This is a genomic window from Pseudoalteromonas sp. T1lg76, from assembly GCF_002964725.1.
In the GTDB taxonomy this organism is placed as follows: Bacteria; Pseudomonadota; Gammaproteobacteria; order Enterobacterales; family Alteromonadaceae; genus Pseudoalteromonas.
In genome coordinates this window covers 54593-67979 of record NZ_PQCE01000008.1, presented here as the reverse complement: position 1 = coordinate 67979, position 13387 = coordinate 54593, and the positions used below count along the sequence as shown (strand labels likewise).

The 13387-nt window shown below is 49.4% G+C and carries 11 protein-coding genes and 1 pseudogene; 1 reads left to right on the top strand and 11 read right to left on the bottom strand.

All coding sequences use genetic code 11. The features are described 5' to 3' along the window. Positions 1 to 6: 6 nt before the first annotated feature. The 4 genes and pseudogenes from C2M35_RS03390 to argC form a co-directional block, all read right to left on the bottom strand. Positions 7 to 1206, bottom strand: coding sequence for an argininosuccinate synthase (locus C2M35_RS03390; RefSeq protein ID WP_105264599.1), 1200 nt, complete (start codon positions 1204 to 1206; stop codon positions 7 to 9). Positions 1207 to 1215: 9 nt separating this feature from the next. After that, positions 1216 to 2133, bottom strand: coding sequence for an ornithine carbamoyltransferase (locus C2M35_RS03385; protein WP_105264598.1), 918 nt, complete (start codon positions 2131 to 2133; stop codon positions 1216 to 1218). 8 nt (positions 2134 to 2141) lie between these two features. Next, a pseudogene (argB, locus tag C2M35_RS03380) lies at positions 2142 to 2911 on the bottom strand (acetylglutamate kinase). 10 nt (positions 2912 to 2921) lie between these two features. Then, positions 2922 to 3929 carry an N-acetyl-gamma-glutamyl-phosphate reductase gene (gene argC, locus C2M35_RS03375; RefSeq protein WP_105264597.1) on the bottom strand — a complete coding sequence of 336 codons (1008 nt, stop codon included), beginning with the start codon at positions 3927 to 3929 and terminating at the stop codon, positions 2922 to 2924. 226 nt (positions 3930 to 4155) lie between these two features. Here argC and argE point away from each other — a divergent pair, with 226 nt between their 5' ends. After that, a complete protein-coding gene (argE, locus tag C2M35_RS03370; RefSeq protein WP_105199482.1) occupies positions 4156 to 5301 on the top strand; it encodes an acetylornithine deacetylase in 1146 nt (381 codons plus the stop codon). Positions 5302 to 5365: 64 nt separating this feature from the next. Here the strand turns inward: argE and C2M35_RS03365 are convergent, their stop codons facing one another. From C2M35_RS03365 to ampE, 7 genes are all read right to left on the bottom strand, one after another. Then, positions 5366 to 6334 (bottom strand): PstS family phosphate ABC transporter substrate-binding protein, encoded by a 969-nt coding sequence (locus C2M35_RS03365; protein WP_105199481.1) that lies wholly within the window; start codon positions 6332 to 6334, stop codon positions 5366 to 5368. Between the two features lie 87 nt (positions 6335 to 6421). Continuing rightward, positions 6422 to 7753 (bottom strand): phosphate regulon sensor histidine kinase PhoR, encoded by a 1332-nt coding sequence (gene phoR, locus C2M35_RS03360; protein WP_105264596.1) that lies wholly within the window; start codon positions 7751 to 7753, stop codon positions 6422 to 6424. 67 nt (positions 7754 to 7820) lie between these two features. Continuing rightward, complete coding sequence (phoB, locus tag C2M35_RS03355; RefSeq protein WP_105199479.1) at positions 7821 to 8510, bottom strand: phosphate regulon transcriptional regulator PhoB; 690 nt, start codon at positions 8508 to 8510, stop codon at positions 7821 to 7823. Between the two features lie 436 nt (positions 8511 to 8946). Further along, on the bottom strand, positions 8947 to 10011 hold the full coding sequence (gene fba, locus C2M35_RS03350) for a class II fructose-bisphosphate aldolase (protein ID WP_105213364.1): 1065 nt from the start codon (positions 10009 to 10011) through the stop codon (positions 8947 to 8949). 136 nt (positions 10012 to 10147) lie between these two features. Then, positions 10148 to 11326, bottom strand: coding sequence for a phosphoglycerate kinase (locus C2M35_RS03345; protein ID WP_105264595.1), 1179 nt, complete (start codon positions 11324 to 11326; stop codon positions 10148 to 10150). Between the two features lie 41 nt (positions 11327 to 11367). Continuing rightward, positions 11368 to 12378, bottom strand: coding sequence for an erythrose-4-phosphate dehydrogenase (gene epd, locus C2M35_RS03340; protein WP_105213365.1), 1011 nt, complete (start codon positions 12376 to 12378; stop codon positions 11368 to 11370). A gap of 151 nt (positions 12379 to 12529) precedes the next feature. After that, complete coding sequence (ampE, locus tag C2M35_RS03335) at positions 12530 to 13378, bottom strand: beta-lactamase regulator AmpE (RefSeq protein ID WP_105199475.1); 849 nt, start codon at positions 13376 to 13378, stop codon at positions 12530 to 12532. Positions 13379 to 13387 lie beyond the last annotated feature (9 nt).

The window sequence follows — 13387 nt, the reverse complement described above, 5'->3', positions numbered from 1 at the left end:
CCTACCTTACTTCTTCAACGCCGCTATTCTGCTTGATAGCGAGAACAAGCGAATAAAGCCTTCGGCGTGTGATTGGTCATATACATCATCGGCGCCAAAGGTAGCGAAATCTTCGCTGTATAGGCTGTTTGGTGATTTCTTCTGCACCGCCACAACCTGACCTTTATACATTTTCAACACCACTTCACCACTGGCAAACTCGGCAAATGCCTCGGCCGCTGCCAGAATGCTGTCTTTTAATGGCGTAAACCAACGGCCGTCATAGACCAGGTGTGCAAACTCACCGCCCAGGGTTTCTTTCCACTTACGACTGGCCTTATCCAGAACCAACTCGTCAATGGCCTGCAGCGCCGCTATCATTACTGTGCCTCCCGGAGTTTCGTAACAACCGCGCGACTTCATACCCACCAGACGGTTTTCGACGATATCGACACGGCCAACACCGTGAGGCGCCGCCAGTTCATTCAGCTTCACCAGACACTGATACGGGCTGAGTTGCTCGCCATTTACGGCAACGATCTCGCCTTTTTCAACGCTGATGCTGACCATTTCAGGCTGATCTGGTGCTTGCTCTGGTGAATTAGTCCAGGTCCATACCTGCTCGCTTGGCTGACACCAAGGGTCTTCCAACTCGCCGCCTTCATGAGAAATATGCCAGGCATTGGCGTCACGGCTGTAAATCTTGGTCGCCGATGCGGCACAAGGAATGTTGCGCTCGGCCAGGTAATCAAGCAGGGATTCGCGGCTGGAAAGATCCCACTCACGCCAAGGGGCGATCACTTTAAGATCCGGCGCCAGGGCGGCAAAACAAGACTCGAAACGCACCTGATCATTACCCTTACCGGTACAACCGTGCGACAAGGCATCGGCGCCAACCTTACGGGCTACTTCAACCTGGGCCTTGGCAATAATAGGACGAGCCATAGAGGTGCCAAGCAGATAGGTGCCTTCATAAATAGAGCCGGTTTTCAATGTTGGGTAGATATAATCGGCAACCATTTCTTCTTTAAGGTCAACGATATGGCACTCAGATGCGCCCGAGGCAATGGCCTTTTCTTCCACCCCTGCAAGCTCTTCTGCGCCCTGGCCCACATCGGCCACAAAGGCAACCACTTCACAGCCGTAGTTTTCTTTTAACCAAGGCACAATTGCCGAGGTGTCCAAACCACCCGAGTAGGCCAATACAACTTTTTTAATAGTGCTCATCTCAAGTCCTTAAAAATTTGGGTTTAATAATGTAACTAACAGGGCGTTTTGTGCATGCATGCGGTTTTCCGCCTGTTGAATAATCTTAGAATAGTCGCTGTCCATCACTTCGGAAGTAATTTCAAACTCACGATGCGCGGGCTGACAATGCAAAACCGTTTGTGCTCCGGTCATATCTAGCAGCTGTTTGTTAAGCTGATATGGCATATATTTTTCTTTTACCTGATCAAGCGGGGTGTTATCGCCCATGGAGACCCAGGTATCGGCATACAGAGCATTGGCGCCCGCAGCCGCTTCCACTCTGTCACTGACCAGGATAGAAGCGCCCTTGCTGGCGGCGATCTGCTCCGCCTGCTTCACAATTTGCGCATCCGGGCTACTGCCTTTGGGGCATACCGCGACAAAGTCGGTGCCCAGGGTGGCCGCCAGTAACATCAGTGAGTGGGTGACATTGTTGCCTTCACCTAGGTAAGCCAGCTTAAGTTGACTGACATCGCCATACACTTCCTGCAGCGTCAAAAAGTCGGCTAGTGCCTGACAAGGGTGGTAAAGGTCACACAAAGAGTTCACCACTGGCTTGGAAGAAAACTCGCTCAGCTCTTCAAGCGTTTTATGCTGGTTAACCCGAGCCACAATGGCATCGGCCCAGGTGCTGATATTCAAGGCAAAGTCTTTCACCGACTCCCGTGAACCCATGGCACCGTTTTGCTGGTCAAGATACACCGCATGGCCGCCGAGTTTGTTAATGCCAATATCAAAGCTCAGCCTTGTACGCAGGCTCTGCTTTTCAAATAAAGTGACGATAGACTTGCCAGCCAGTGCCTGAGCATAGTCCTGGGGGTGCGCCTTCATTTTTTGCGCCAGGGATAAAAGCGTTAAAATCTTTTTTTCGTCCAGCTCAAGGCCGGAAATAAAATCTTGTTTCATGGTGTTATCTACATACTAATTTGGGTGCCAACATGCTCTCCTTGGAGCAATGCAATAAGGTTTTCTGGCTTTTGCCAGCTGGAGATATACACACCACGTCGTAAATGCTGGGCAGCAAGAAGGCTGGTCTTTACTTTGACCTCCATCCCGCCCGAGATAACTCCTTGTGCTATCAGGTCTTCGATTTGTGCTTTATCTAGTTGATGCAGGGCTTGACCTTGTTGGTCCAGCACGGCTTCCACATCCGTCATAAAAATAAGTTCGGCGCCAAGTAGCTTGGCGATGGCCGCCGCTGCTTCATCGGCGTTAACGTTGTACCAGTGTCCCTCTCATCAAAACCAATAGAGCTCACTAGCGCCAAGCGTCCGGCTTCAATAAGCAGGGGTAAAATAGAGTCCGCAGTGGGGATACACTCACCGACCTGGCCCAGTGCCTTTAGCTTTTGCTCGGCATTAATACCCGCCTCAAACAGGCTCAAGCCCACTGGCTGTAACTTGTTTTTCAGCGCTGCACCCAGTAATTGCTTGTTAGCACAACCGGCCAGGGCGCCGACGATATAAGGCATTTGCTCCACCGGGCTAATACGTAAGCCCTGATGTTTGGCGGTAGCAAAACCTGCGTCTTGCAGCCAGCTGTCAACAAGAGCACCGCCGCCATGGACAACCACGAAATTCGCCTGTTGCTGCGAGCCCAAAGCCACAAAGAGCGCATCAAGCGCCGCGGGATTATTTAATACCGCACCACCGAGTTTGATTACCCAAGTTTTCTTAGTAGTCATCATGTGTTCCTCATACCAAACCGGTGTTAATGGCCAGGCCCGCATTCAGGTTCATACACTGCAGTGCTTGACCCGAGGCGCCTTTCAGTAGGTTGTCTATGGCGGCGCTGACAATCAGCTGCTGCCCTTTTACATGCCAACCAAGGTCGACATAGGGTTGATTTTCTATGCCCTTAATGGAGGCCACCTGATTGGCGCCCAACAGGCGAATTAGAGGTTCGTCGGCCAGTACCTGGTAGGCACTGCTGACATCATCCAGGGTCACACCGGCATTTAAGGTGGCGTAAATAGTGGCCAAAATGCCGCGTTTAAAATTACCCAGATGCGGCGTAAAGAGCACAGGATGCTGCAAAGACTGCTCGATTTCCGGTGTATGACGATGGTTAAACAAACCATAAGGAGCCAAAGAGACTTCACAGAAGTGGGTGCCGATAGCGGCTTTGCGCCCGGCTCCTGTTACCCCGGATACCGCATTGATGATCACCTGCTGATCGCCAGCCAGCAAGCCAGCCTGCTGCAAAGGTTTAAGGGCATTTAAACTGGCGGTAGGGTAACAACCAGCCACGGCCACCAGCCGCGCGGTCTTAAGCGCTTCGCTGTGCCATTCCGCCAGACCATACACGGCCTGCGCTAACAGCTCGGGATGTTGATGGGTGAAACCATAGAATTCTTCATACAAATGGGCATCGGCAAGACGAAAGCCACCGGATAGATCAAACACTTTCAGGCCATGGGCAAGAAACTGAGGAGCCAGATCTACACTGACTTTATGATCTGTACACAGACACACAGCGTCGGCCTGCGCAGCTATGCTGGCAATCGCATTATCGTCCATGCCTTGCAGCGGCAGATCCACTATGCCTTTGTGCTCTGGATACAGGGCACTTAGGGGCTTATGAAGATCCGCACTGCCGGCCGAAACATAACAGCCAACAAGTTCAAAGTGAGGATGTGTTGCGACTAATCTGGCTAGCTCTGCACCGCTGTAGCCACTCGCGCCAATAATTACAATATTCATTAATTACACTCAAAATCAGACAGTAAGTAACGGGCGAGACGCCCGACGAAAAAAATCGAGTACACAAGGGAGATATGTGTACTCGAACTATCGTCGTGACGTTATGCTAAAGAGGTAGTGAACCATTAAACCAAACCAATATTTATGCTTAAAATGTGAATTGATATTCACTATAAAGACATTTATATTGTTATGCAATCTTTATGAATAAATATTTGGAATTTATATGTCGAACCCAGACTTTCTGACGCGCTACCAGCAGCTTATCGCCGCCCCCTCGATAAGCTCCCTCGATCCTGCGCTTAGCCAGAGTAACCGTGGCGTTATTGAACTGCTGGCAACCTGGTGCGAGTCCCTGGGTTTTCACTGTGAAGTTATTGAACTGCAAAGCGCCCCCGGAAAATACAATCTGCTGGCCAAACGCGGCAGCGGCGCCGGTGGTTTAATGCTGGCCGGGCATACGGATACCGTGCCCTTCGACCAAGGCCGCTGGCAGCGGGATCCCTTTAAGCTTATAGCCGAAGACAACAAGCTCTATGGCTTAGGCAGTATTGATATGAAAGGTTTCTTTGCTTTTGTGCTCAATGCTATTGCCGAGCTCGATAGCAGCAAGCAACAACGCCCCTTATTGTTGTTGGCCACCGCCGATGAAGAAACCACCATGGCCGGAGCTCAAGAGGTGGCCCGTTATCCGGACCTTAAACCCGAGCGCTGTATTATCGGCGAGCCCACCGACATGGTGCCGGTATTTACTCATAAGGGGCATATGACCTCGGCGATTCGCATTGTTGGTAAAAGCGGCCACAGCTCAGATCCAGAACGCGGCATAAATGCCATTGAAGTGATGCATTTGGTGATTCAAAACCTGCTGAAGTTAAAAGAAGAGTTAAAGAATAAATATTCAGTTACCGATTTTGCTATTCCCTATCCAACCCTGAACCTGGGTCATATCCATGGTGGCGATAATGCCAATCGCATTTGTGGCTGCTGTGAATTACAACTGGATATGCGCCCACTGCCCGGGCTTAGCATCGCCGAGCTGCAGGCCATGCTGCTTGATGCTACCAAGGATATCAATGCTCGCTATCCAGGCTCTGTGGAGGTTTGGGATATGCACGAGCCCATTCCAGCCTTCGCCGGCACCAAGGACAGCGCCCTAGTAAAACTGGCAGAAAAGCTTTCGCAACAGCAGGCGGTGGCGGTTAACTACTGCACCGAAGCGCCCTTTATCCAACAGCTGGGCTGTGAAACCATAGTCATGGGGCCGGGATCTATCGAGCAGGCGCATCAGCCTAATGAATATTTGGCCATGGAGCGTATCGCCCCTTCACAGCAGATCATAAAAGAGCTTATCTATCAAAGCTGCTGGTAAACAGGCATAAAAAAAGCCCCTCTATATGAGGGGCTTTGTTATCTAATCAACAAGATTCAAAGGATTACATCAAGCCTAGCTTTTTAAGCTCAGCTTCAACCATTGTATTAGAAAGTGGCACATAACCGTCTTTCTCAACAATTGTTTGACCTGTTTGTGAAAGTACCATTTTAATAAACTCAGCTTCGATAGGCGCAAGCGGTTTATTTGGATGCTTGTTCACGTAAACGTATAGGAAACGTGATAGTGGGTACTTACCAGTAGCAACATTCTCTAGAGTTGCATCTACGAACTTGTCGCCTTTCTTCGCTAGAGGTACGGTACGAACACCAGAAGTTTTGTAACCGATACCAGAGTAACCAATCGCGTTAACTGATGATGAGATTGACTGTACTACAGAAGCAGAACCTGGTTGCTCGTTTACGTTGTTACGGAAGTCACCTTTACACAGTGCTTTTTTCTTGAAGTAACCGTAAGTACCAGATACCGAGTTACGACCGTAAAGCTGGATGTCTTTAGCAGCCCAGTCGCCCTCTAGGCCGATATCGCCCCAACGGTTAACTTCTTCTGCTGCACCACATTTACGAGTAGATGAGAAAATAGCATCTACCTGGTCGATACGTAGACCTTCAATTGGGTTGTCCTTGTGTACGAATACAGCTAGAGCATCAATCGCTACGCGGATTTCAGTAGGCTTGTAACCGTGACGCTTTTCGAAAGCTTCGATTTCTTTCGACTTCATCTTACGGCTCATAGGGCCAAAGTTCGCAGTGCCTTCAGTCAATGCCGGTGGCGCAGTAGATGAACCAGCCGCTTGGATCTGGATATTTACGTTAGGGTAAATACGCTTATATTCTTCTGCCCAGAAAGTCATCATGTTGGCTAAGGTATCAGAACCTACTGATGAAAAGTTACCAGAGATGCCGCTTGTTTTTTCATATTCTGCGATAGCTTGATCTGTGGCCATCGCTTGACCTGCAGTTAGGGCACTAACAGCAACGCCCATTGCAGCAACTAAGTTTTTAAATTTCATTGGGTTCTCCAATTTATCGTCCCATGTTTCAACTGTGACCATTGTGCAGTGACAAAATGACAGTTAGATTACTCGAAAATGACAATTTTATGACTTTGCCGAAAGTGCTGAATTTGGATTATTGGTCACTATCCAGCTCGGCGCGAAAGTAAACCAAAAACACGAGCCCTCGCCCACTGTGCTTTCTATGTGCAACTGAGAATCGTGGCGCGAAAGCACATGCTTGGTAATAGCCAGACCCAGGCCTGAACCGCCGGTTTTGCGGCTGCGAGCCTTATCAACGCGATAAAAGCGTTCGGTCAAACGATTAAGATGCTCAGGTGCTATGCCCTCGCCGTTGTCGTTAACGCTAAAGTGGGCATAACCATCCTTACGCTGCCAGCGCACGGTGATTTCACCGCCTTCCGGGGTGTAATGCACGGCATTGAAAACCAAGTTCGAAAACGCACTTCGTAATTCATCGGCGGCACCGAGAATATCGAGAGCTGCATCCACCTCAAAGATCAACTTGTGCTGTTTGTCCTGATTGAGCGACTGCGCCTCGGTATGAATAATTTCCAGCATCTGTGGTACATGCACCGGCTTATCATTGTCATGTTTACGCGCCCCTTCGATGCGGGACAAAGACAACAGCTGATTGACCAGCGAGTCCATGCGTTGACACTGCTCTATCATGGTGCCATGCGCCTTATTCCACATCGCTGGCGGCGGCATATTGTCGCTATCCATCATTTCCAGATAACCGGTTACCCCGGTCAGCGGCGTACGTAGCTCATGGGAAACGTTGGCGACAAAGTCTTTGCGCATCTGCTCAAGCTGTTTTAAACGGGTAATATCGCGCACCACCATCATGATCTGCGACTGAGCATAAGGCATCACCCGGAACTCCAGCACCTGCTCACCATTGTGGGCTATGTCCAGCTCCAGGGCTTCCTCATAGTCGCCATCGGCCATATAGCTGCTGAATTTAGGGTGGCGGATCAGGTTGTCGATGCGCTGGCCATGATCGGTAGGCCATTGCAGTCCTAATAATCGCAGCGCCAATTGGTTACACCAGCCTATGCTGAGATCTCGCTGCAGCACGATAACCGCATCGGGCACAGCTTCCGCACCTTCGCGAAAACGGCGAATTAAATCGGCCAGTTCATTGCGCTTTTTGCGATTGCGTTGCTGCAGATGGTAGATCCCTTCGAAGACCTGCTCCCAGGCCCCCTCTCCCTCGGGGGGATTAAAGCTACGCTGGTTTATCAACCAGTCGCTGAGACGATACAGTTGGCGATAATGCCATAACAAGAGGGTAAAGGCGCCGAGGAAGAGAAGCAAAAAAGGCGCGCCTACAAGCACGCCTATCAGCACCAATGGTAAAAAATACATAAACAAACGCTTGGTTAAGGTTCGTTTATTAACTACTCGATACATAAAATATCTCTGCTTTATGCCTGGCTAGGCATAAACCCACTCATCCATGAAAGTAATTGATGGCAGGCTAAACCTTACTTGAAAAACGATAACCGGCGCCACGTACGGTCTGTACTAAACGATCATGACCCTTAGGTGAGATGGCTTTACGTAAGCGACGAATATGCACATCCACTGTTCTGTCTTCCACATACACGTTTGTGCCCCACACATGATCCAGTAACTGTTCGCGACTGTACACGCGCTCAGGATGGGTCATAAAGAAGTGCAATAAACGGAACTCGGTAGGACCCATATCCAATTCACTGCCCTGCGAGGTAACGCGGTGTGAAATAGGATCCAGACGTAGGCCATGTACCTCAATGGCCTCTTCCAAAGAAGTAGGCGCCACGCGGCGGATCACGGCTTTAATACGTGCCATTAACTCTTTTGGTGAGAACGGCTTGGTTACATAATCGTCGGCACCAACCTCAAGACCACGAACCTTGTCTTCTTCTTCACCACGAGCGGTCAGCATTATAATGGGGATCTGACGGGTATGCTCATTTTGCTTAAACTTTTTGGCAATTTGAATACCACTGCCACCGGGAAGCATCCAATCCAGTAGCACCATATCTGGGTAAGGCTCAACCATGGCCGCTATCGCAGAGTCGTAATCTTCAGCTTCGATAGCCTGAAAACCATTCTGTTCTAATACAAACACCAGCATCTCGCGGATGGGTGCTTCATCATCAACAACAAGAACTTTACGTGACATTCCATTTATCTCTAATCAGTTTTATTGGACTGATGTCATTATTATGACTTTTTGTGACAGTTTTATGAAAGACTACACCCATAACGGGGATCTCGCAAAAATCCTTTTGATCCGCAGGGATCAGCGTTTTACTAAGCGACCTTGGCAGGATCAGATTTGTACTAAGCAGGCCATGAGGGATCAATATTTTACTAATTGATCCCGGCCGGGATCAGTTTTATACCAAGTATGGCTAAGCCCTCTTCAACTAACCGACTGATAATTGTTCACTTCTTAATCAGGGTTTGCGGCCCTTAGCGGGCAATAGGTAAGATATTGATCCGAAAACATCGTTGGGTTGATAAAAACCTGATCCCAAAGATCGATTCTTGATAAAAGACTGATCCAAAAAAGCCCCGTGAAATACGAGGCTTTTTATCGGGCTAAGTCGCTAAAATTATTTAATTTTAGGGCTTAACTCACCGCTTAGGTAACGCAGGTGCATGTCATCAAGCGAGATAGGCTTGATCTTGCTTGCCTGACCGGCAGTACCGAAGGCTTCATAACGCGCTACACAGATCTCTGTCATCGCCTTAGTTGCTTCAGCAAGGAACTTACGAGGATCGAAGTTCGCAGGGTTCTGCGCCAGGTGACGACGAACGGCACCGGTTGACGCCAAACGTAGATCCGTGTCGATGTTTACCTTACGTACACCGTGCTTGATACCTTCAACGATCTGCTCTACCGGCACACCGTAAGTTTCAGGGATTTCACCGCCGAACTCGTTGATCACAGCTAGCCACTCTTGTGGTACCGATGACGAACCGTGCATTACCAGGTGCGTATCAGGAATACGGCTGTGGATTTCTTTGATGCGATCGATAGCAAGAATATCGCCCGTTGGTGGACGAGTAAACTTGTAGGCACCGTGCGAAGTACCACAGGCGATTGCCAGGGCATCAACACCGGTTTTAGCAACGAAGTCCGCCGCTTCTTCTGGGTCTGTAAGTAGCTGATCGTGAGATAGTTTACCTACCGCACCGATACCATCTTCTTCACCCGCTTCACCGGTTTCAAGTGAACCTAGAACACCTAGCTCACCCTCAACAGAAACACCACAAGCGTGGGCCATTTCTACTGTGCGACGAGTTACGTCTACGTTGTACTCATAAGATGAAGGCGTTTTACCATCGTCAAGCAATGAGCCATCCATCATGACCGATGAGAAGCCAAGCTGGATAGAACGCTGACATACCGCCGGTGAAGTACCGTGGTCTTGGTGCATTACTACCGGGATGTGTGGCCACTCTTCGATTGCCGCCAAAATCATATGACGAATAAAAGGGGCACCTGCGTATGCACGCGCGCCGGCAGAACCTTGCACAATAACCGGGCTGTTTGTTTTGTCGGCCGCTTCCATGATGGCACGCATTTGCTCTTGGTTATTTACATTGAAGGCTGGTACGCCGTAACCAAATTCCGCCGCATGGTCGAGAAGTTGACGCATACTGATCAAAGCCATTTCGCTTATCTCCAATTTTTGATAGCACCAGACTATCGGGTTTTTTGAACGGGATGATGTTTGAATTATTTCAAACAAGAGCCTATTGGCTCCAAACACAAGGCCGGCAAAAGTGAGAGGCCGGCCTTATAGTATTTTATTGCTTTGCTCGCTCTTCTAGCATAGCAACCGCAGGTAGTTTTTTCCCTTCCAGGAACTCCAAGAAGGCACCACCACCGGTAGAGATGTATGAAATCTTATCAGCCACATGATATTTATCAATGGCAGCTAAGGTGTCACCACCACCGGCAATCGAGAAGGCATCCGACTCGGCAATCGCTTTAGCTATGCTTTGTGTGCCGTTACCAAATTGGTCAAACTCGAATACGCCAACCGGGCCATTCCATACGATAGTGCCGGCTTTAGCAATGATCTCACCAAGCTCTTTCGCCGTATCTGGGCCGATATCGAAGATCATGTCTTCGTCGGTTACTTCCTGCACGTCTTTAAGCTGGGCTACCGCCGACTCAGAGAATTCGCTACCAACAACCACATCAACAGGCACCGGAATATCGCCGCCGTTAGCACGGGCTTTCTCGGTCAGCTTTTGCGCTTCGCCGATAAGGTCCTGCTCGTATAAAGACTTACCTACCGGGTGACCGGCCGCTGCGATAAAGGTGTTAGCGATACCGCCACCGGTAACCAATTGGTCCACTACATTTGATAGTGAATCAAGCACGGTTAGCTTGGTTGATACCTTAGAGCCACCAACAATGGCAACCAAAGGACGTCTTGGGTTATCTAGGGCTTTTCCTAGCGCGTCTAGTTCCGCTGCAAGCAAAGGACCGGCACAGGCTACAGGAGCATGCATGCCGACACCATGAGTTGAAGCCTGAGCGCGGTGCGCGGTACCGAAGGCATCCATTACGTATACGTCACACAAGGCGGCTAGTTGCTTCGCCAGCGCTTCGTCGTTAGCTTTTTCGCCCGGATTAAAACGTACGTTCTCGAATACCACAACTTCGTTGTCAGCAATTTCTACGCCGTTTAGGTAATCTTTCGCTAAACGTACATCTTGTGACAGCTTGTCGTTCAGGTAATCAACCACAGGAGCCAGTGAGAATGCATCGTCATATTGACCTTCTGTAGGACGGCCTAGGTGCGACATGATCATCACCTTAGCGCCCTTATCTAACGCCAATTGAATGGTCGGCAAAGCGGCACGCAAACGCGCATCAGAACTTACCTTACCATCTTTAATAGGCACGTTTAGATCTTCACGGATCAATACGCGTTTGCCTGCTAAATCTAAATCCGCCATCTTAATGACCGACATTCTCATCTCCTTAGTTATACGTTTTATACAAAGTTAGATGCTTATTGTTGCATCCACGCAGCCGAGGTATCGAGCATTCGATGAGCGAACCCCCACTCGTTGTCACACCATACTAATAGTTTTATCAAACGTTTATGACTAACCCGTGTCTGTGTACCGTCGATGATACAAGAATGTGCATCATGATTAAAATCGACCGACACCAGAGGTTCTTCGGTATAGTCTAAAATGCCCGCAAGGCGCCCGTGTACCGCCTTGGCAATGGCCTGGTTAACATCACTGAGCGAAACATCGCTGTTGACGGTTACGCTCAGGTCCATGGCGGTCACATTAATGGTTGGCACGCGCACAGCAATGGCCTCAAAGCGGCCATGGAATTTAGGTAAAATGCGCTCTATGCCACGCGCTAATTTAGTATCCACCGGAATTATAGACTGACTTGCGGCACGGGTGCGGCGCAAATCATCATGGTAGGCATCGATGACCTGCTGATCGTGCATGGAAGCATGTATGGTGGTAATGGCGCCAGACTCGATACCAAAAGCATCGTCAAGCACCTGGATCACAGGGACAATACAGTTGGTGGTACAAGAGCCATTGGAAACAATTGTCTGCTGAGCGTTTAATTCGTGGTCGTTAATGCCAAAGACTATGGTGGCATCAACATCGGCATCGGCGGGCTGCGAAAACAGCACCTTTTTGGCGCCGGCCTGCAAATGTTTTTGCGCATCTAGGCGAGAGTGGTACACCCCGGTACACTCAAGTACGATATCAACCTCGTGCTCTTGCCAAGGCAAGGCGCTGGCATCTTGCTCACAGTACAAGGCAATGCTGTCGCCATCAACGATCAAGGCCTGCTCGCCTAGCTCCACGGGAAAGGCAAAACGCCCATGGGCGGTATCATATTTGAGTAAATGAGCTATACCTTCTGGCTTGGCTAACTCGTTGATTGCAACAATTTCAAATTCGTTGCGGCGTCCGCTCTCATATAAAGCACGTAAAATATTACGGCCGATGCGGCCAAAGCCATTAATTGCCAGCTTAATTGCCATAACTACAGACTACCGCCTTGAAAAGTTGCCTATATGCAGGTCTTAAAAGAATGGCCGCTATTGTAATAGACATGGGGCTCAAGTGTAAGGGGGGAGTATAAATAAAAACCGCCGAGCCCCCTAGGTAGGAGGCCCAAGCTTAGCATGGGTTCTAAGACAAACCACCGAACAGAGTAAGTAAGGCGATAAGGGCTAAGAAGAAGAGTACATTACGCTTAACCAAACGCATCATGCATTGGGCTTCAATGGTGCAGCCATAATGTTCTATTTCAATTTGTTCCGCGGCCAAGGCAGTTTCTGTGATCACCTGACGGTTTGACACCGAAAAATCAAGCACGTGGCGCAGCCAGCACTGAGTGCCCTTGGAAAAGTTACCTATCACCAGGTAGCCTAGGCTGGCCACCCGCGCCACCGGCCACTCAAGCCAGTAGATAATCTTGCCCAGAGCCTGATGCCAGGGTGACAATTCATGTTCGGTTTCTTCACTGAAATCGAGGAAACTGCGCACCAAAGAATAAAACAAGGCGCCCGCCGCACCTAAAAATACAAACCAAAAAATAACCGTACAATAAAAACGAAAGTTTACCCAAGCCAGGGTTTGCGCAAAGGTTTCGCCCCCTTCTTCATCTTCGGTGCGTTTTTGTCCCATTTGCAAGGCATAGAGGGTGGCGGCTTCGCCGTCATCCCGAGTCAGGGCGTTCAAATACCCTTTGTAATAGCCGCGCAGGGTGGCACAACCAAAGCAGGTCAAAACCACGGTGGTATTAATAAGCAGTTGCCACAGAACAAAGTCACTGAGATTAGCGAGCGCAAAAACCAACAGACTGGGGAGCAATAACCAGAGGATCATCCCGGCTTCTTTGCCTAGGCCGCTAAAGCGTTTTAACAGCGTCAAACTTTGCCCTTGATACCAGTGGGCATAGGTGGCGATTTGCCAGGTTTTAGAGCGCGCTCCGAGGCGTTCGGCAATAAGCGCAAAAATTATGGCGATCAGGGTCATAGTGGCAAA

Excerpts from the sequence above, each read along its gene's own strand:
- C2M35_RS03390 (WP_105264599.1), bottom strand. The coding sequence starts at position 1,206 with ATGAGCACTATTAAAAAAGTTGTATTGGCCTACTCGGGTGGTTTGGAC.
- C2M35_RS03385 (WP_105264598.1), bottom strand. The coding sequence starts at position 2,133 with ATGAAACAAGATTTTATTTCCGGCCTTGAGCTGGACGAAAAAAAGATT.
- argC (WP_105264597.1), bottom strand. The coding sequence starts at position 3,929 with ATGAATATTGTAATTATTGGCGCGAGTGGCTACAGCGGTGCAGAGCTA.
- argE (WP_105199482.1), top strand. The coding sequence starts at position 4,156 with ATGTCGAACCCAGACTTTCTGACGCGCTACCAGCAGCTTATCGCCGCC.
- C2M35_RS03365 (WP_105199481.1), bottom strand. The coding sequence starts at position 6,334 with ATGAAATTTAAAAACTTAGTTGCTGCAATGGGCGTTGCTGTTAGTGCC.
- phoR (WP_105264596.1), bottom strand. The coding sequence starts at position 7,753 with ATGTATCGAGTAGTTAATAAACGAACCTTAACCAAGCGTTTGTTTATG.
- phoB (WP_105199479.1), bottom strand. The coding sequence starts at position 8,510 with ATGTCACGTAAAGTTCTTGTTGTTGATGATGAAGCACCCATCCGCGAG.
- fba (WP_105213364.1), bottom strand. The coding sequence starts at position 10,011 with ATGGCTTTGATCAGTATGCGTCAACTTCTCGACCATGCGGCGGAATTT.
- C2M35_RS03345 (WP_105264595.1), bottom strand. The coding sequence starts at position 11,326 with ATGTCGGTCATTAAGATGGCGGATTTAGATTTAGCAGGCAAACGCGTA.
- epd (WP_105213365.1), bottom strand. The coding sequence starts at position 12,378 with ATGGCAATTAAGCTGGCAATTAATGGCTTTGGCCGCATCGGCCGTAAT.
- ampE (WP_105199475.1), bottom strand. The coding sequence starts at position 13,378 with ATGACCCTGATCGCCATAATTTTTGCGCTTATTGCCGAACGCCTCGGA.